At 59.7% G+C, this 18,834-nt stretch carries 19 protein-coding genes; 6 read left to right on the plus strand and 13 right to left on the minus strand.

The window, feature by feature from the left end:
- Positions 1-33: 33 nt before the first annotated feature.
- Both CAF63_RS00230 and CAF63_RS00235 read right to left on the minus strand, forming a co-directional pair.
- Positions 34-1,107 carry an AI-2E family transporter gene (locus tag CAF63_RS00230; RefSeq protein ID WP_085682935.1) on the minus strand — a complete coding sequence of 358 codons (1,074 nt, stop codon included), beginning with the start codon at positions 1,105-1,107 and terminating at the stop codon, positions 34-36.
- Positions 1,108-1,142: 35 nt separating this feature from the next.
- The gene (locus tag CAF63_RS00235; RefSeq protein WP_085682936.1) at positions 1,143-2,201 is read right to left on the minus strand and encodes a DUF2066 domain-containing protein; all 1,059 of its coding nucleotides are present in this window, start codon (positions 2,199-2,201) and stop codon (positions 1,143-1,145) included.
- Positions 2,202-2,577: 376 nt separating this feature from the next.
- On the opposite strand from CAF63_RS00235, the gene purM reads away from it, so the two are divergent.
- Genes purM through CAF63_RS00250 form a run of 3 tightly spaced genes read left to right on the plus strand, consistent with a single transcriptional unit; the run spans position 2,578 to position 5,008 of the window.
- Positions 2,578-3,636 (plus strand): phosphoribosylformylglycinamidine cyclo-ligase, encoded by a 1,059-nt coding sequence (gene purM / locus CAF63_RS00240; RefSeq protein WP_085682937.1) that lies wholly within the window; start codon positions 2,578-2,580, stop codon positions 3,634-3,636.
- On the plus strand, positions 3,636-4,286 hold the full coding sequence (gene purN, locus CAF63_RS00245) for a phosphoribosylglycinamide formyltransferase (protein WP_007950392.1): 651 nt from the start codon (positions 3,636-3,638) through the stop codon (positions 4,284-4,286). The genes purM and purN overlap by 1 nt, the downstream gene beginning before the upstream one ends.
- An 8-nt stretch (positions 4,287-4,294) precedes the next feature.
- Positions 4,295-5,008: a DUF3108 domain-containing protein gene (locus CAF63_RS00250; protein ID WP_007950391.1), complete on the plus strand. Its 714-nt coding sequence runs from the start codon at positions 4,295-4,297 to the stop codon at positions 5,006-5,008.
- A gap of 61 nt (positions 5,009-5,069) precedes the next feature.
- Here the strand turns inward: CAF63_RS00250 and CAF63_RS00255 are convergent, their stop codons facing one another.
- Entirely contained in the window at positions 5,070-6,695 is a 1,626-nt protein-coding gene (locus CAF63_RS00255) for a methyl-accepting chemotaxis protein (protein WP_085682938.1), read from the minus strand.
- Between the two features lie 130 nt (positions 6,696-6,825).
- Positions 6,826-7,863, minus strand: coding sequence for an amidohydrolase family protein (locus CAF63_RS00260; RefSeq protein WP_371807385.1), 1,038 nt, complete (start codon positions 7,861-7,863; stop codon positions 6,826-6,828).
- Between the two features lie 147 nt (positions 7,864-8,010).
- Here CAF63_RS00260 and CAF63_RS00265 point away from each other — a divergent pair, with 147 nt between their 5' ends.
- Positions 8,011-8,427, plus strand: coding sequence for an OsmC family protein (locus CAF63_RS00265; RefSeq protein WP_039769799.1), 417 nt, complete (start codon positions 8,011-8,013; stop codon positions 8,425-8,427).
- A 61-nt stretch (positions 8,428-8,488) separates the two neighbouring features.
- Positions 8,489-9,379, plus strand: a complete 891-nt coding sequence (locus CAF63_RS00270; RefSeq protein ID WP_085682940.1) for a pirin family protein — start codon at positions 8,489-8,491, stop codon at positions 9,377-9,379.
- Positions 9,380-9,421: 42 nt separating this feature from the next.
- Here the strand turns inward: CAF63_RS00270 and CAF63_RS00275 are convergent, their stop codons facing one another.
- The 4 genes from CAF63_RS00275 to CAF63_RS00290 all read right to left on the minus strand — a co-directional run bounded on the left by CAF63_RS00275 (position 9,422) and on the right by CAF63_RS00290 (position 13,130).
- Positions 9,422-10,150: a dienelactone hydrolase family protein gene (locus CAF63_RS00275; RefSeq protein WP_085682941.1), complete on the minus strand. Its 729-nt coding sequence runs from the start codon at positions 10,148-10,150 to the stop codon at positions 9,422-9,424.
- A 68-nt stretch (positions 10,151-10,218) separates the two neighbouring features.
- A complete protein-coding gene (htpG, locus tag CAF63_RS00280) occupies positions 10,219-12,123 on the minus strand; it encodes a molecular chaperone HtpG (protein ID WP_085683346.1) in 1,905 nt (634 codons plus the stop codon).
- A gap of 81 nt (positions 12,124-12,204) precedes the next feature.
- On the minus strand, positions 12,205-12,657 hold the full coding sequence (locus CAF63_RS00285) for a PaaI family thioesterase (RefSeq protein ID WP_085682942.1): 453 nt from the start codon (positions 12,655-12,657) through the stop codon (positions 12,205-12,207).
- Positions 12,654-13,130 carry a PaaI family thioesterase gene (locus CAF63_RS00290; RefSeq protein ID WP_085682943.1) on the minus strand — a complete coding sequence of 159 codons (477 nt, stop codon included), beginning with the start codon at positions 13,128-13,130 and terminating at the stop codon, positions 12,654-12,656. Before CAF63_RS00290 ends, CAF63_RS00285 begins: the two co-directional genes overlap by 4 nt.
- Positions 13,131-13,288: 158 nt before the next feature.
- On the opposite strand from CAF63_RS00290, the gene CAF63_RS00295 reads away from it, so the two are divergent.
- A complete protein-coding gene (locus CAF63_RS00295; protein ID WP_085682944.1) occupies positions 13,289-13,525 on the plus strand; it encodes a hypothetical protein in 237 nt (78 codons plus the stop codon).
- 77 nt (positions 13,526-13,602) lie between these two features.
- On the opposite strand, the gene CAF63_RS00300 is transcribed toward CAF63_RS00295, so the two are convergent.
- The 5 genes from CAF63_RS00300 to sucC form a co-directional block, all read right to left on the minus strand.
- The gene (locus CAF63_RS00300) at positions 13,603-14,004 is read right to left on the minus strand and encodes an MAPEG family protein (RefSeq protein ID WP_085682945.1); all 402 of its coding nucleotides are present in this window, start codon (positions 14,002-14,004) and stop codon (positions 13,603-13,605) included.
- Positions 14,004-14,741 (minus strand): DUF599 domain-containing protein, encoded by a 738-nt coding sequence (locus CAF63_RS00305; protein ID WP_011333121.1) that lies wholly within the window; start codon positions 14,739-14,741, stop codon positions 14,004-14,006. The genes CAF63_RS00300 and CAF63_RS00305 overlap by 1 nt, the downstream gene beginning before the upstream one ends.
- 254 nt (positions 14,742-14,995) lie before the next feature.
- Positions 14,996-16,309 carry a branched-chain amino acid transport system II carrier protein gene (brnQ, locus tag CAF63_RS00310; RefSeq protein ID WP_007959023.1) on the minus strand — a complete coding sequence of 438 codons (1,314 nt, stop codon included), beginning with the start codon at positions 16,307-16,309 and terminating at the stop codon, positions 14,996-14,998.
- A gap of 329 nt (positions 16,310-16,638) precedes the next feature.
- Positions 16,639-17,523, minus strand: a complete 885-nt coding sequence (sucD, locus tag CAF63_RS00315) for a succinate--CoA ligase subunit alpha (protein ID WP_011333119.1) — start codon at positions 17,521-17,523, stop codon at positions 16,639-16,641.
- On the minus strand, positions 17,523-18,689 hold the full coding sequence (sucC, locus tag CAF63_RS00320; RefSeq protein WP_007959029.1) for an ADP-forming succinate--CoA ligase subunit beta: 1,167 nt from the start codon (positions 18,687-18,689) through the stop codon (positions 17,523-17,525). Before sucC ends, sucD begins: the two co-directional genes overlap by 1 nt.
- Positions 18,690-18,834 lie beyond the last annotated feature (145 nt).

An 18,834-nucleotide genomic window follows, 5' to 3' on the forward strand; every position in this document is an offset into this window, starting at 1 on the left:
CCGGCGATCCACCGGGCAGCCCGCGCGTCACGATTACAACTCCGGCTCATCTATCCCGCTATAGATATCGGAATCCTTGTACAGATCGTGGACGTGTCGCACCAGCACCATGATCACCGCCGCCACCGGCAACGCCAGCAGCACACCGGTGAAGCCGAACAACTCGCCACCGGCCAGAATCGCGAAGATCACCGCCACCGGGTGCAGACCGATCCGGTCTCCCACCAGCAAAGGCGTCAGCACCATGCCCTCCAGCGCCTGACCGACCATGAACACCGCCACGATGCCGATCATTGGATACAGATCGCCACCGAACTGGAACAACCCGGCAATCAACGCCGCACCAATACCGATCACGAACCCCATATACGGCACGATCGCCGCCAGCCCCGCAATCAGACCGATCAACAGGCCCAGTTCCAGACCGACAATCATCAGGCCCGCCGCGTAGATAACGCCCAGCGCCAGCATCACCAGCAACTGCCCGCGAACGAACGCGCCGAGCACCTCGTGACATTCCCCCGCCAGCGCCACCACGCGCTCTTCGCGATCACGCGGCAGCAGACTGCGGATCTTGGCCATCATCACGTCCCAGTCACGCAGCAGGTAAAAGCTCACCACCGGGATCAGCACCAGATTCGCCAGCCAGCCGATCAGTGCCAGGCTCGAGGCCGTCGCCTGACTCAGCACCACACCGACGATATCCGTGGTCTGGCCCATGTGTTCGCTGATCGCGGCCTTGACCTTGTCGAACTTCCAGAAGCCGTCCGACAACCCCAGCTTAGATTGCGCCCATGGCACGGCGGTGTGCTGCAACCAGTCGAGCATTTGCGGGGCCAGTTCATACAGCCGTACTAATTGCTTGGCGAGCATCGGCACCAGCACCAGCAACAATGCGGTGACGATCAGGGTGAACAAGGCGAACACCGCGATCACACCCCAGGTGCGGGATAGCCCCAGCCGTTCCAGACGATCGACGAGCGGATCGAACAGATACGCGAGCAGCAGCGCCACCAGAAACGGCGTGAGGATCGGATGCAGCAACCAGACAAACGCGCAAAGCAGGAGCACCCCACCGAGCCAGAACCAACGCCGCGTATCGGCCATGTAACACTCCATTGCTTATATATAAGAAAGAAAACCTACCAGCGGAACCGCAAAGACGGCGCCACCGGTGTCGGCGTCGGCGCAACGACTGCCGGTGCCCCGGCGACCGCAGGTTGCGGCGCAGCCACCGGAGCGGACGCCTCGGCCGGCAGTTCCTGCAACTTCGCCAGCGACAACTGCGCTCGCAACTGATCGGCGCTGCCATTGACCCGATACAGAATGCGATCGGCATCGACACTCTGCAGACGCACGCCGAACGGTTCGAGTAACCGCAGCAGCGCCGCGTAGTGCTCCAGATTCATGCCCTGGACTTCCAGGGTCTGCTGGCCGGACGCGCCCGGTTTGGCAACAAAGCGTGGCGCCAACCGTTCAGTCACCGCCAGCATCACCGCATCGGCCACGGCGGCCTGATCCGCGCCCTGCGCATTCCCCGCCTCTTTTTTGTCGCCCAGCCACAATTGCCATTTGGCCTGCCATTGCCCGCCTTCTTCGCGGGCATGCACGGCGAGCAAAGCGTCAGCGTTGTAGCGCTCGGAAGCGTTGCGCAACGGCGCCGGGTCGGTTCCCTCGAGCGCCGGCGCCGTGGCGACCAATTGCTCGCTCAAGTCCGCCAACGGCAGGCGCAGCGGCAACCCACGGTGCTGGGCAGCGCGGCGCAACGGTGCGGCACTGGTCTGTCCGTCGCCCACCAGGCTCGAACCCTCGGTCGAATCGTTCAGCCACCAGCTCAGGATCGAGGGCCGGTTGCCCCCCCACAGCGCCAGCCCGGCACGGCGCAACGCCTGTTCGGTGGTTCCCGGATCGAAATCGACTTTCAACACTTCCGGCGGCCCGGCATCGAAACCGAACTGGCTGATGATCTGCTGCGGATCCTTGCGAACCGGCGCCAGGCCCGGGTTCTGCGGGGCTTTCGGGTCGCCGGTCAGGCGCAGCACCAGCGTATCCAGCGCAGCCTGGGTCGCGCGATCGCGCTCCTCTGGCGACTGGCCAGTGACCGGTTCGCGCACCTGATAAAGACCTTTGAGATTTTCGGCCTGGCTCGCCAGGCTGATCAGAGACAAGCCACCTACTAACAGCAGTTTACAAAAACGCATGGAGAATTCCCGTCGACAAGAGCGGCTGGAACAGGCCGCGTGCACCGTTGTGGCAAGCCTGTGACCACAGGCCATCGCAAAACATTCACACGCGGTCGGTAAGTTTTTGCACAGTCCTAACGATAGACGGTTCCTTATACAGGCACCCGTGATGTCGCCCACAGCGTCAATTGCAAAATTTTTTCCACCGATATGCCCCTGCCCGTCGGCGTGAGGATGGCCGCTGCCCCTCAAGCCTGATAAAATCGCGCGCCTTCGCAGACCGGCAACAGCCGGGCACCCCGAACTTCGCGTGAGGCAATCGCCCCTGTCGGATTCGGCGTTCCCGCTGAACTCGGTCGTTACCCCTGAATCCCCTCCCCTAAAGGCCTGGATCATGAGCAAGCAACCCTCCCTGAGCTACAAGGACGCCGGTGTAGACATCGACGCCGGTGAAGCATTGGTCGAACGCATCAAGAGCGTCGCCAAGCGCACTGCGCGCCCGGAAGTCATGGGCGGCCTGGGCGGTTTCGGCGCCCTCTGCGAGATCCCGGCCGGTTACAAGCAACCGGTGCTGGTTTCCGGTACTGACGGCGTCGGCACCAAGCTGCGCCTGGCGCTGAACCTGAACAAGCACGACAGCATCGGCCAGGACCTGGTCGCCATGTGCGTCAACGATCTGGTGGTGTGCGGCGCCGAGCCGCTGTTCTTCCTCGACTACTACGCCACCGGCAAGCTGAACGTCGACGTGGCCGCCACCGTGGTCACCGGTATCGGTGCAGGCTGCGAACTGGCTGGCTGCTCGCTGGTCGGCGGCGAAACCGCTGAAATGCCTGGCATGTACGAAGGCGAAGACTACGATCTGGCCGGCTTCTGCGTCGGCGTCGTGGAAAAAGCCGAAATCATCGACGGCTCGAAAGTCGCCACCGGTGATGCCCTGATCGCCCTGCCATCGTCCGGCCCGCACTCCAACGGCTACTCGCTGATCCGCAAGATCATCGAAGTGTCCGGTGCCGACATCGAAACCGTTCAGCTCGACGGCAAGCCGCTGACCGAACTGCTGATGGCCCCGACCCGCATCTACGTGAAGCCGCTGCTCAAGCTGATCAAGGAAACCGGCGCGGTCAAAGCCATGGCCCACATCACCGGTGGCGGTCTGCTCGACAACATCCCGCGCGTTCTGCCAAAAGGCGCTCAGGCCGTGGTTGACGTGGCCAGCTGGAACCGCCCGGCCGTCTTCGACTGGCTGCAAGAGAAAGGCAACGTTGACGAAACCGAGATGCACCGCGTGCTGAACTGCGGCGTGGGCATGGTCATCTGCGTGGCTCAGGAGCACGTTGAAGTTGCCCTGAACACCCTGCGTGATGCCGGCGAACAGCCTTGGGTCATCGGCCAGATCGGTGTCGCCGCCGAAGGCGCTGCCCAGGTCGAGCTGAAAAACCTCAAGGCTCACTAATGCCTAATACCTGTGATGTCGTGGTGCTGTTGTCCGGCACCGGCAGTAACTTGCAGGCCCTGATCGACAGCACGCGGACCGGCGACAGCCCGGTCCGCATCGCTGCGGTGATTTCCAACCGCGCCGACGCCTATGGCCTGCAACGCGCCAGTGACGCGGGGATCGCCACCCGCTCGCTGGATCACAAGGGATTCGAGGGCCGCGAGGCCTTCGATACCGCCCTGATCGAACTGATCGACGAATTCAACCCCAAACTCGTGGTACTGGCCGGCTTCATGCGCATTCTCAGCGCTGACTTCGTCCGTCACTACCAGGGTCGCCTGCTCAACATCCACCCGTCGCTGCTACCCAAATACAAAGGGTTACACACGCATCAGCGCGCACTGGAAGCCGGCGACGCCGAACACGGCTGCTCCGTGCACTTCGTCACCGAGGAACTCGATGGCGGACCACTGGTCGTACAGGCAGTAATACCGGTAGAGTTGCACGATTCGCCGCAAAGTCTGGCGCAACGGGTTCACGTTCAGGAACACCTGATCTACCCGATGGCCGTACGCTGGTTCGCCGAAGGACGGCTGAGCCTCGGCGAGCAAGGTGCTTTACTGGATGGCCAGTTACTTGGGGCCAGCGGTCACTTGATTCGAAACTAGGAGATTTTATGCGTCGCGCCCTGCTCTTCGCTTGCGCTCTGCTCGCCCTGCCCTTCGCGCAGGCGGCAGACCTTCAACCGTTCTCCGCCAGCTACACCGCCGACTGGAAACAGCTGCCCATGAGCGGCACCGCCGAGCGCAGCCTGACCAAACAGGCCAACGGCGTCTGGAAGCTCAGCTTCAAGGCCTCGATGATGATTGCCAGCCTGTCCGAGGAAAGCACCCTGACCCTGGACAAGGACACCCTGCTGCCACAGTCCTACCACTTCGAACGCGGTGGCCTGGGCAAGGCGAAAAAGGCTGATCTGGACTTCGATTGGGCCAACAAGCTGGTGACCGGCACTGACCGCGGCGACGCGGTGAAAATCCCGCTCAACCGCGGCATGGTCGACAAATCCACCTATCAACTGGCGCTGCAGCATGATGTGGCCGCCGGCAAGAAAAGCATGAGCTATCAGGTGGTCGATGATGGCGAAGTCGATACCTACGACTTCCGCGTGCTGGGTTCGGAGAAAGTCGAAACCAAGGCCGGCCAGATCGATGCGATCAAGGTCGAGCGCGTTCGCGATCCGACACAAAGCAAGCGCATCACCGTCCTGTGGTTCGCCAAGGACTGGGATTACCTGCTGGTTCGCCTGCAACAGGTCGAAACCGACGGCAAGGAGTACAACATCATGCTCCTGGACGGCACGGTCAACGGCAAGACAGTCAAAGGCAGCTGATCCGTCGCAAAATCAAAAAGCCCCGCAAATGCGGGGCTTTTTTTCGCCTGTCGAACGGTGATCAAACCGAGAACTTGGCGACCATGCTGTTCAGGTCCACCGCCAGCCGCGACAGCTCCTGACTCGCGGCGCTGGTCTGATTGGCCCCCGCCGAGGTCTGCATCGCCAGGTCACGGATGTTCATCAGGTTGCGATCAACCTCCCGCGCCACGGCCGCCTGCTCTTCCGACGCACTGGCGATCACCAGATTGCGCTCGTTGATCAAGGTGAATGCCGAAGCAATTTCCTCCAGCGCCACCCCAGCGGCTTTCGCCAGCTCCAGGGTCGAGCGTGCCCGGACGTTGCTCTGCTGCATCGAACTGACCGCCGAATCGGTGCCCTGCTGGATGCCGCCGATCATCTGCTCGATCTCCTGCGTCGACTGCTGAGTGCGATGGGCCAGCGCCCGCACTTCGTCCGCCACCACCGCAAAACCCCGCCCGGCATCCCCCGCCCGCGCAGCCTCGATCGCCGCATTCAATGCCAGCAGGTTGGTCTGCTCGGCAATCGAGCGAATCACATCCAGCACCTTGCTGATGCTGTAGACCTTCTGCGCCAGCTCCTCTACCTGCGCCGCATTCGCCGTGACATCGTCCGCCAGCAACTCGATGGACGACACGGTCTGCTGGACCTGCTCGCGACCATGCTGGGCAATGCGATCAGACTCACGGGAAGCCTCGGAAGTCGCGACGGCATTGCTCGCCACCTCTTCCACGGCGGCGGTCATCTGATTGACCGCCGTGGCCGCCTGTTCTATTTCCAGACTCTGCTGATGCAGCCCCCGCGTCGCGTCCTCGGTGACGCAGCTCAACTCTTCCGAGGCCGAGGCCAGTTGACTGGAGGACTCCGAGATTCGGCGGATGGTGTCGCGCAGATTGTGCTGCATGCTCTTGAGCGCGTGCAGCAGCCGCGCCGGTTCGTCCTTGCCGGAAATGCTGATATCGCCGGTCAGATCGCCGCCGGCCACCACTTCCGCCACATTGAGCGATTGCGACAGCGGCAGCACGATGCTGCGGGTCAGCAACAACGCCAGCGCGATGGTAATCAGCGCGGTAATGCCGATCATCACCCCGACCCACACCCGCGAATTAGTGAACACCAGCCGTGCCGCCTCGGTTGCGAGGTTGGCGTTGTGCTTGTTCAGTTCGACCAGTTCACGCAGGCTCACCGCAATTTCGTCCGCCAGCGGGCTCATCTGCCCGTTGAGAATGGCGGCCGCCTCCTCCACTCGTCCCTGAGCGGATAACGCCATCACCTGCGCCTGAAGCTCCAGGTACTTGTGTTCGGCAACCTTGAAGCGGTCGAACAACGCGCGCTCTTCGGGCAATACGATCAGGATGTCGTAACGTTGCTGGGCTTCGCTCAGCACACCGCGCAGATCATTGAGCTTGGCCACGTTCTGCTCCAGCGCCTGCGGATCGCGATTGAGCAACAGGCGCATGGTCAGCGCGCGCAGGCGCAACATGTCCTGGCTCATCTCGCCCACCGCCATCACGCTGGGCAGCCAGTTATTGTCGACCTCGTCGGACTGCGCGCGCATGTTCGACATCTGCAGCAGGGCAAACGCCCCAAGGGCAAACACCATCAGCGCCAGCACGCCAAAACCCAGCCCGGCCCGGGGCGCAATATTGAGACTACGGATACTCATTGCTCTGGTTCCTTCCAAAAGCGCTGCATCAACCCTGCAGCTGGTTGCTCTAGAAGGTATCGGCCCTTTGGAAAATTGCGTAAGACCAAAACGTGATATCAAAAGGCCTTGATACTTCGAACCTGGCGCATTAACGATTCAGCGCGGGTTTGCCGGACTTGAGCGCTGTTCGCGGCAAGATCGCCAGGAAGTTGTCCCGTGCGACTTTTTTCGCGACAACCTCGGGCAAGGCATCGAGAAACGGCTTGAAGCCGTGGATTTCCTTGCCGAGCTTGTTGAATCGCCCGACCACGTCCGAACCGATCATGAAACGATCCGGATGGCGCTCCACCAGTTGCACCCACTCCGCTCGCGGCTGACCCTTTTCGTCCAGCAGATAAGGCGTCAACAGGCTCCACGACAGATCAATGAACAGGTTCGGGTACGCCTCCAGCATTCGCGTCAGGGTCGGCAGCAGAAAATCCAGCTGCGTCTGATGACGATGGATTTCGGCACTGGTGCCGGCATGGGCCCAGATAAACCGGGTGTGCGGATGATTACGCAGCGGCTCTTCGATTTCCTTCAGATACAGCGGATTCTTCTCACGCTTGGAGGTGATGTTGGAATGCAGCATCACCGGCAGATCGTTTTCTGCGGCCAGGTGATAGATGCGGGTCATGGCTTCGTTGTTGGCGCGTGGCGTATCGCCGGAGGTCAGTGCGGTGAGGTCGTCGTGACGGGTGAAGACTTCGCCGATGCCCTGCCACAAGCCGGGATACAGATCGAGCATGCGCTGGATGTGCGCGGCGGAGTTCTTGTCGTTGGGGTTGAAGCCTGAAAGAAACGGGTGAAAGTAGTGGCGTTGCTCCGGCGTGAGCTTCTGCACCGCGTCGGCGACGATCACGTCAGTCGCGCTGTACCAATAGGCATCGGCGTCATCGCCTGCGTAATAACGCGGGCGTTTCGGCTCGTCTTCGTGCCATTTCTTCGCCACGGGAATGCCGGAAATCATCACGTGCTCGATGGAGTTTTCCTTCATGGCCGTCAGTAATTTCGGCATGCCAGCGGTTTCCTGGAAAAAATCCACGTAATGCAGGTGCGCATCACTGTAGGTGTAATCCCGGGCACTGGCGGCGCCGGTGAAAACCATCAGGACGACAAGGCTCAAACGAAACACGGACACAAGCATTCTCCGGCAGACAGGCATAGCCTAGACCCTTGCCGGGCAACGAGGGTTCACCCGGCAAGAAAGTGGAACGCGCCTGTGTGGGAAATGCTCTATACCTGCAAGGTCTTTTTTGATCGAATCCCTTTTCCTACAGCTTGCGAGGTTCACATGACCGTTACCGTCAATACCGTGTCCGCCGAAGGTTTTCGCCACACTGTTCAGATCGATGAGCATGAGCTGTTTACAGACGTCCCGACGACTGCCGGCGGCGAAGGCTCGGCTCCGGAACCGCACGATTACTTCGACGCAGCCCTCGGCGCCTGCAAGGCCCTGACCCTGAAGCTGTACGCGAAGAAAAAGGACATCCCGCTGACTGGCGTCGGCGTTGAGGTCAAACGCGACAACAGCCAGGAACAGAAAGGCAAATACGCCCTGCACGTGACCCTCACCCTCAAGGGCGTGCTCACCGATGCCCAGCGCGAAGAGCTGCTGCGTGTTGCCGACCGCTGCCCGATCCACAAGCTGATGACCACCAGCGAAGTCACCATCGAAACCCACGCCCCGGTCGGCTTCGACAGCCAGTAATCACCCCGACGACGCCGGCGGGTTATGCTCCACGCATCACCCGCTCAGCCTGGAATGGACCATGGACACCCAACCCCTGATCATCCGCCCGCGCGCCGAAGACGTCGAAGGCCAGCCGATTTTGCGCCCGCTGCCGTCAGCCAAATGCCGCAGCGTCGGGCCTTTCGTGTTTTTCGACCACATGCTCGAAACGGTTTATCCGGCGGGCAAAGGCATGAATATCCGACAGCACCCGCACATCGGCCTGTCGACCCTCACGTATTTGTTCGAAGGACAGATCCAGCACAAAGACAGCCTGGGTTCGGATCAAGTGGTCAGTGCCGGCGATGTCAGCTGGATGACGGCCGGCACGGCGATCGCTCACGTCGAGCGCACACCCGAACCGCTCTGGGAACAAAGCTTCAAGATGCACGGCCTGCAAATCTGGCTCGCCTCGCCCAAGGATCACGAACAAGGCCCGGGGCATTACAGCCACCACCCGGCCTCGACCTTGCCGGTCAGCGATAACCTCGGCGTGCAGATCCGCATGATCGCCGGGTCAGGCTTTTGCCTGGAATCACCGGTGCCGGTGCTTTCTCCTACGCTCTATGCCGAACTGAAGATGCAAACCGCGACCACACTGCTGATCCCGACCGAGCATGAAGAGCGGGCGCTGTACGTGTTGAGTGGTGATGTGCAGCTGAATGGCGAAGCGGTCGAACCCCATGCGCTGGTGGTGTTGCCGGCCGGGGAAGAAATGAGCCTGTTTGCCGAGAGCGACAGTCACGCAGTGTTGTTCGGTGGTACGCCACTGGATGGGCCACGGCGAATCAACTGGAATTTTGTCGCGAGCGATCCGGCGGCGATCGATGAGGCGCGGCGCAAGTGGGCGGCCGGGGACTGGCCGACGGTGCCGGGGGAAGTCGAGCGGATTGAACTGCCTAAATCGCGCAGCGAGCCGACACCGCTATAAACGAATACTCCCACGCCAGGCGTGGGAGTGTTTTCAGCCGATTCAGCCCTTGAACACTTCTTCCAGCAAGTCATGCATCGACTTGAACGCCCGCGCTGCGGTCTTCGCGTCGTACATCATCTTGCCCGGCACATTGGCGTGCGGATCGGTGAACGAGTGCACCGCGCCGCCGTAGCTCAGCAACTGCCAGTCCACACCTGCCGCGTTCATCTCTTCTTCGAAGGCCGGCAACTGCTCTTTCGGCACCAATGGATCGGAAGCACCGTGCAGCACCAGCACCGAGCCTTTAATGTTCTTCGCGTCCGCCGGGTTCGGTGAATCCAGCGTGCCGTGGAACGACACCGCCGCTTTCACTGCCGCACCGGTGCGGGCCAGATCCAGCGCACAGCAGCCGCCGAAGCAGAAACCGAATACCGCCAGTTTCGAGGTATCGACCGCCGCCTCGCCCTGCTTCTGTAATTGTTCGAACGCGGCCTGCATACGCTTGCGCAGCAGCGCGCGGTCATTCTTCAGCGGCATCATTGCCGCACCGGCCTGATCGGCATTCTGCGGACGCACGGCCTGGCCGTACACGTCAGCGATCAGTACCACATAACCCTTGGCCGCCACCGATTTGGCGATCTCTTCAGCGCCAGCGCTGACACCCATCCAGTTCGGCGCCATCAACAGACCCGGACGCGCGCCTTTGTGCTCGGCGTCGAACGCCAGGCGACCTTCATAAGGCTGGCCGTCAATCTGATAGACCACGGAACGTACAGTGACTTGGCTCATTTCTGACTCCTGAATTGTTGAACACCAGAATGAAAAAACCCGCCGAAGCGGGTTTTTCTACAGCTTGATCAAGCGGACAGTTCAACCAGCAGCTTGTTCAGACGGCTCACGTAAGCGGCCGGGTCTTTCAAGCTGTCGCCAGCCGCCAGCGCGGCCTGGTCGAAGAGGATGTGCGACAAGTCGCTGAAGCGATCGTCGCTGGCCTCGTTGTCGAGCTTCTCGATCAGCGGGTGGCTCGGGTTGAATTCGAAGATCGGCTTCGAATCCGGCACCTTCTGCCCGCTGGCCTCGAGGATCTGACGCATTTGCAGACCCAGGTCCTGCTCACCGATGGCCAGAATGGCCGGCGAGTCGGTCAGGCGATGGGAAACCCGGACTTCGGCAACGGAGTCGCCCAGTGCGGTTTTCAGACGCTCGACCAGACCTTCTTTCGACTTGGCGACTTCTTCTGCGGCCTTCTTGTCCTCTTCCGAGTCCAGGTTGCCCAGGTCCAGATCACCACGGGCGACGTCGACAAAGTTCTTGCCGTCGAATTCGCTGAGGTAGCTCATCAGCCACTCGTCGATGCGGTCGGTCAGCAGCAGCACTTCGATGCCTTTCTTGCGGAAGACTTCCAGGTGCGGGCTGTTCTTGACCTGCGCGTAGGTTTCGCCGGTGAGGTAGTAGATCTTGTCCTGACCTTCCTTGGCACGCGCCAGGTACTCGGCCAGACCGACGATCTGCTCGCCATCGGTGCCATTGGTCGATGCGAAACGCAGCAGACCGGCAATTTTTTCCTTGTTGGCGAAATCTTCTGCCGGGCCTTCTTTCATGACCTGACCGAAGTTTTTCCAGAAGCCCTTGTATTGCTCAGGCTCGTTCTTCGCCAGTTTCTCCAGCATGTCCAGCACGCGCTTGGTCAGCGCCGACTTCATCGAGTCGATGATCGGGTCTTTCTGCAGGATTTCCCGCGACACGTTCAGCGACAGGTCGTTGGAATCGACCACACCCTTGATGAAACGCAGGTACAGCGGCAGGAACGACTCGGCCTGATCCATCACAAACACGCGCTGAACGTACAGCTTCAGGCCTTTCGGCGCTTCACGCTGGTACAGATCGAACGGTGCGCGGGCCGGCACGTACAGCAGCGAGCTGTACTCGAGCTTGCCTTCGACCTTGTTGTGGCTCCACGACAGCGGATTTTCGAAGTCGTGGGCGATGTGTTTGTAGAACTCCTGGTATTCCTCGTCCTTCACTTCAGTGCGAGGACGGGTCCACAGGGCGCTGGCGCGGTTGACGGTTTCCCACTCAACCTCTGGCTTCTCTTCGCCTTCGGCAGCGGCCACTTCTTTCGGCAGCTCGATCGGCAGCGCGATGTGGTCGGAGTACTTCTTGATGATGTTGCGCAGACGCCAGCCATCGGCGAATTCGTCTTCACCTTTTTTCAGATGCAGGACGATGCGGGTGCCGCGTTCTGGTTTGTCGATGGTGGCGACTTCGAATTCGCCCTCGCCTTTCGACGACCAGTGCACGCCTTCGCTGGCAGCAGTGCCGGCGCGACGGCTGTACACGTCAACTTTGTCAGCGACGATGAAGGCCGAGTAGAAACCCACACCGAACTGACCGATCAGGTGCGAATCCTTCTTCTGATCGCCGGACAGGTTTTTCATGAAATCGGCAGTGCCGGATTTGGCGATGGTACCCAGGTGGGTGATCACATCGTCACGGTTCATGCCGATGCCGTTGTCTTCGAGGGTGACGGTCTTGGCGTCCTTGTCGAAGCTCACACGGATTTTCAGTTCATCGCCACCTTCGAGCAACTCAGGCTTGGCCAGGGCTTCGAAGCGCAATTTGTCGACGGCGTCAGAGGCGTTCGAGATCAATTCGCGAAGGAAGATTTCCTTGTTGGAATACAGCGAATGGATCATGAGGTGCAGCAGTTGCTTCACCTCGGTCTGGAAGCCCAGGGTTTCCTTTTGAGTTTCCACACTCATGGTCATCAAACTCCAATCAGATGGCATTGGCCGCGACCTTGCTGGTCGGCGGCGGGTTGTTCTGTGAGGTGGGGGCGTGCTTCAGGATTTCAAGGGCTCATCGATTTTGAAGTGCGCGCGAGCGGTGGCAATCGGTTCGCTTTCGGTGCTTTGCCAGGCCGTGACTGCGACGTTGGCCACCCGCCGGCCCTGACGACAGACCTGACACCGGGCCCAGGTATCACGAAACTGCCCGGCCCGCAGGTAATCGAGGGAAAAATCGATAATCTTCGGCACGCCCGGCGCGCCGGTAAAAATCAGCAGATACAGAGCGGCGGACAGCTCCATGAACCCGGCAATCACCCCGCCGTGGATCGCCGGCAATAAAGGGTTACCAATGTTGTCCTTGTTCGCCGGCAGCTTGAACAGCAAGTCATCCCCGACTCGCGAACACTCGACGCCGATGAGTCCGGCGTAGGGGATCAGTTTCAGCAGCGGCGCGTAGTCACCCTTCTCGTGCGCTTCTTGCAGCTGCTGCTTGAAATCATCGCTCATCGTTTTTCTCCCTTGATCGCGCCACCAAAGCCTTTGGTGCCTTTAAGGCCTTTGCCCATGCGCATGAAGGTGCCGACGACGTGGGCAATCGGCTGCTCGGGATCGTCCTGATAGGCAAAGCCGCGAGCGAAGATCACATCGGTGGTGACTCGATAACATTGGGCGAAGCCATACACGTCTTTATGCGGCTCGGCGGCGTGCATGTAGTCGATGCGCAGATCGAGGGTCGGGCAGACTTCAAATTCCGGCAGGACGCACAGGGTCGACATGCCGCACGCGGTGTCCATCAGCGACGTGATGGCCCCACCGTGGACCACGCCGGTCAGCGGATTGCCAACGATTTGCGCACTGTACGGCAGCACCACGGTCAGGCCTTCGCTACTTGCGCTGTGCACCTTCAATCCCAGCACCTGACAGTGGCGCAAGGCCGAGAGAAACCGTGTCGCACGCTCAAAAACGGGGTTTTCGGCCATTTGATAATTACTCTTGTTAGTGGCTATTTCCGGTATTAAGGAACGGACCAAAAGTTCCACAAGAAAACAAACTTATATATCTGTGAGAAATGAGGAACTTAACCCTTGGGCTTGAGCTCTTAAGGCCAGTAGTTATTTTCCATAAGGAGAAACACCCCATGCGTAAGACTTTAGCTATTGCCTTGATGTTGACCGCTTCCCTCGGTCTCGCTGCCTGCGATAAAAAATCCGAGGACAAAGCTCAAGATGCCAACCAACATGCTGAACAAGCTCAGCAAAAAATGAATGAAGCTCAGGATAAAGTGAACGACGCGGCGAAAGAAAACGCCGAAGCCGCCAAAGATCAGGCCGAATCGAACGCTGCAGCTGCAGACGAAGCTGCCAAGAAGCAATAAGCCGCTTCTCGATGGCAAAAAAGAAAACCCGCCAAGTGCGGGTTTTCTTTTGCCTGTGATTTTGTGCCGATGCCGTCTTAGAGCAAGACAGTTCTAAAAGTCGGACTAATCATCAGCAACAATGAACACACTAAGCCGACCAGCCAGACCAGACTGCGCAGCGTGGGAATATCCGCCAGATAAAACCACAGATAGAGAATTCGTGAGATCACGAAGATGATCGCCAATGTATCGATCAGCCACCCCGCCGTCTGCGTGGTATGCGCCATCAGCACGCCAACGGCAAACAGGATGAAGGCTTCGATGCTGTTCTGATGTGCCGCCAGCGCCCGCGCTCCGTAACCGGTGAGCTGTGCCTGCTGCTGACGCGGCAAGTGGTTGTTGTAGCCACCCTGCTCTTTCATGGCCTTGCCGACCGGCATCCGCGCCACATAGATCAACAATGCACTGATAAACACACACCAGAACGGAATACTCATCAAGCAGCCTCTTTGTTCGCTTCGGGCAATGGCGCCTCTGTAGGGGTATAGACCATTACATCGAGCACGTCGGAATGAAACTCCCGGCGATACAACACCAGCACCACGCCGGCGCTCATCAACATGAACAGCCACGGGCTGACGAACCACGCCAGCATGCTCATCCCGAAGTAGTAGGAACGCAGACCAAAGTTGAACTGGTTGGCCGCCATCGAAATCACTCGAGCCGCCCGCGAGGCGAACGCCTTGCGCTCCTGCTCGGACACTTGTCGCTCACCGATCATCGGGGCCGAGCCGACCAGAATGGCGGCGAAGTTGTATTGGCGCATGCACCAACTGAACGTGAAGAAGGCATACACAAACACCAGCGCCAGACACAGCAGCTTGATCTCCGACATGCCCTGCGAAGCCTGTTGCACCATTGGAATATCCGCCAGCAACGACACTGCGCGCTCGGACGCGCCAAGCACAGTCAGGATGCCCGCCAGGATAATCAGCGTGCTGGAGGCGAAGAACGAGGCGTTGCGTTCAAGGTTGCCGATCACGCTGGCGTCGGCGATACGGTTGTCACGCAGCAGCATGCGGCGCATCCAGTCTTCGCGGTACAGGTGCAGCACGCTGGCCAGGCACGCGGTGTCACGGCCCTTCCAGGTGGCATAACGGGTGTAACCGCCCCAGCAGATGACAAACCAGAGCGCGGCCAGCAGATGGATCAGGTTGGCTTGGATGAACGACATGCAATTCCCTGTGGAGTATGAGCGCGGGACTGTGGGAGCGAGCTTGCTCGCGATGACGCCGGCACATTCTGAATAGATGTGACAGATGCACCGCCATCGCGAGCAGGCTCGCTCCCACCTGAAAGCTTCGCTTGCTTCGACGCTGAAACACGGGAAAAGACACTGCCTGAAGCCCATAAAAAATGCCCCGTATCGATTGATACGGGGCATTTCTGTTTAATCGCTCGGGAGCCGCTTGTGGCGGCCCGGCAATCTTAGGCGAGTGCTTCGGCGCGCTTGCCCAGCAGGCGGTCGCAAACCACAGCAACCACCAGGGTCATCACGCACGGCACCAGCCACGCCAGACCTTGCTCGCTCAGCGGCAGGTGGGCCAGTTGCGATGGCATCCAGTCAGCCAGACCGGCGCCTTTCAACGCATCGATGGTGCCGAACACGAACGACACCAGCATCACCGGGCCCATGATACGGCTCTGCTCATGCCAGAACGCAGCGCAGAAGCTCAGGGCCACCAGCACGATGCACGGCGGGTAGATCGCGGTCAGTACCGGGATCGAGAACGCGATCAGCTTGGTCAGACCCAGGTTGGACACCAGCAGCGAGAACGCCGCCAGGATGATCACCAGGGTCTTGTACGACAGCGGCAGTACGCGGCTGAAGTATTCGGCACAGGCGCAGGTCAGGCCAACCGCCGTCACCAGGCAAGCCAGGGAAATCAGCACGGCAAGGAAGCCACTGCCCAGCGAACCGAAGGTGTGTTGCACGTAAGCGTGCAGCACCGCGGCGCCGTTGGTCGCGCCCGCCGCCACTTCATGGCTGCCGGAACCCAGACGAAACAGGCTGACGTACACCAGCGCCAGACCGACACCGGCAATCAGCCCGGCAATGATCGCGTAACGGGTGATCAGTGCCGGCGACTCGACGCCACGGGAGCGGATCGCGTTGACGATGACGATACCGAACACCAGCGCGCCGAGGGTATCCATGGTCAGGTAACCATTGATGAAACCTTGGGAGAACGGTGCCGCAACGTATTCCGGCGTAGCCACGCCGATGTCACCGGCCGGCAGTGCAAATGCGGCGATGCCGAGCACAGCCAAAGCGATGATCTTCAGTGGCGCGAGGAAACGACCGACGGTGTCCAGCAGACGCCCAGGGTAGAGCGAAATGAAGAACACCAGCAGGAAATACACCGAGCTGTAGAGGAACAGTGCCAACGGGCTCTCGCCGGTCAACGGCGCCAGACCCACTTCAAAAGAAACGGTCGCGGTACGCGGGGTGGCGAACAACGGGCCGACCGCGAGATAGCAAGCGGCAGCCAGTACGCCGCCGGCGATCTTGCCGATCGGGCTGCTCAGGGCGTCCATTGCGCCACCGACCTTGGCCAGTGCAACCACGGTGACCACTGGCAGACCGACCGCCGTGATCAGGAAGCCCAGCGCCGCCATCCAGACGTTTGGCCCGGACTGCAAACCGACGATAGGCGGGAAGATGATGTTGCCGGCCCCGACGAACAGGGCGAATGTCATAAAGCCAAGTGCCAGGATGTCCTGACCTTTCAAAACTTTCATTAAGGAAATACCACACTACTGAATCGGAATTTAGAGGGGGATTTCCCTGTGGGGTTAGGGAAATGCTGTCAATCCGTATAAGACTGACCCGTTTAGCGCGTTGCATGCCTTGTGGGCGGCAGACGCAAAAATGGCTGCTAGCCTAACGAATTTGCCTGACAAACGCACTGTTAGAGGGCGAACTATCCGATACGCGACGTTTCTGTGTCGCGTTTTTGCATGTTATTGGGTGAGTGCTTATAAATTGCCATCGTCCACCCGAACGCCAGAAACGACAAAGGCCACCCGAAGGCGGCCTTTGTTGCTGGAGCAGAGAAGTCAGCCGAAGCTTACTTCTTCACTTCCCAGCCAGTCAGCTCGGCCAGGGCCTTGCCGATGTCTGCCAGCGAACGCACGGTTTTCACGCCTGCGTCTTGCAGAGCAGCGAATTTCTCGTCTGCAGTGCCTTTGCCGCCGGAGATGATTGCGCCAGCATGGCCCATGCGCTTGCCCGGAGGAGCAGTCACACCAGCGATGTAGGAAACAACCGGCTTGGTCACGTTGGCCTTGATATAGGCAGCCGCTTCTTCTTCAGCCGAACCGCCGATCTCGCCGATCATGACGATCGCTTCGGTCTTCGGGTCTTCCTGGAACAGCTTCAGGATGTCGATGAAGTTCGAACCCGGAATCGGGTCACCACCGATGCCGACGCAAGTCGACTGACCGAAACCGGCGTCAGTAGTCTGCTTGACAGCTTCGTAGGTCAGGGTGCCGGAACGGGAAACGATACCGACCTTGCCTGGCAAGTGAATGTGACCTGGCATGATGCCGATCTTGCATTCGCCTGGGGTGATCACGCCTGGGCAGTTAGGGCCGATCAGGGTAACACCCAGCTCGTCGCACTTAACTTTAGCGTCCAGCATGTCCAGGGTAGGAATGCCTTCGGTGATGCAGACGATCAGCTTGATGCCGCCGAAAGCAGCTTCCAGGATCGAGTCCTTGCAGAAAGGAGCCGGAACGTAGATTACGCTGGCGGTGGCGCCAGTGGCTTCTACAGCTTCTTTCACGGTGTTGAACACAGGCAGGTTCAGGTGAGTGGTGCCACCTTTGCCTGGAGTCACGCCGCCAACCATTTTGGTGCCGTAGGCAATGGCTTGTTCGGAGTGGAAAGTACCCTGCGCACCGGTGAAGCCCTGGCAGATTACTTTGGTGTCTTTATTGATCAGGACGCTCATTACTTGCCCTCCGCAGCTTTAACGACTTGTTGAGCAGCGTCGGTCAGGCTGGTAGCAGCGATGATGTTCAAACCGCTTTCTGCCAGTACTTTAGCGCCCAGTTCAGCGTTGTTGCCTTCAAGACGAACAACAACCGGGATTTTCACGCCGACTTCTTTCACTGCACCGATGATGCCTTCGGCAATCATGTCGCAACGAACGATGCCGCCGAAGATGTTAACCAGTACTGCAGCGACGTTGCTGTCGGACAGAATGATTTTGAAAGCTTCGGTTACGCGTTCTTTGGTAGCACCACCACCTACGTCGAGGAAGTTGGCTGGCTTGCCGCCGTGCAGGTTGACGATGTCCATGGTACCCATGGCCAGGCCGGCACCGTTCACCATGCAGCCGATGTTGCCTTCCAGCGCTACGTAGTTCAGTTCGAACTTGGCAGCGTGCGCTTCGCGCGGATCGTCCTGCGACGGATCGTGGAAAGTCTTCAGCTTAGGCTGACGGTACATTGCGTTGGCGTCGATGTTGATCTTGGCGTCCAGGCAGTGCAGATCGCCGTCAGCCTTGATCACCAGCGGGTTCACTTCCAGCAGAGCCAGGTCGTGATCCTTGAACAGCTTGGCCAGACCTACGAAGATCTTGGCGAACTGAGCAACCTGCTTGCCTTCCAGACCCAGCTGGAATGCCAGCTCGCGACCCTGGAATGGCTGAGCGCCAACCAGTGGATCGATAGTGGCTTTCAGAATTTTTTCTGGAGTGTCGTGAGCGATTTTCTCGATGTCCACGCCACCTTCGGTGGAAGCCATGAACACGATGCGACGGCTCGAACGGTCAACGACAGCGCCCAGGTACAGCTCTTTAGCGATATCAGTGCACGATTCAACCAGGATCTTGGTGACTGGCTGGCCGTTGGCGTCAGTCTGGTAAGTCACCAGACGCTTGCCCAGCCACTGCTGTGCGAAGGCTTTGGCGTCTTCTTTGCTGCGAACCAGCTTGACGCCGCCTGCTTTACCGCGACCACCGGCGTGAACCTGGGCTTTGACAACCCACTCGTTGCCGCCGATTTTGTCGCAAGCTTCTGCTGCTGCTTCCGGGGTGTCTACTGCGAAACCAGTGGAAACTGGCAGGCCGTATTCAGCGAACAGCTGCTTACCCTGATACTCGTGAAGATTCATGCTTTTTACCGTCTTCGTTAGGTACTGCGCATTCGGCGCTGCGCTCTTTATGAGTGCCGCGCCACCTGTGACTGCTGCTTGCGTAGCCTTTCCGGATACCCGGTGCAGCTACGCAAGGCTGCGTCCAGCGGACATTCCGCGGTGA

The organism is Pseudomonas sp. B20(2017), from assembly GCF_002113125.1.
In the GTDB taxonomy this organism is placed as follows: Bacteria; Pseudomonadota; Gammaproteobacteria; order Pseudomonadales; family Pseudomonadaceae; genus Aquipseudomonas.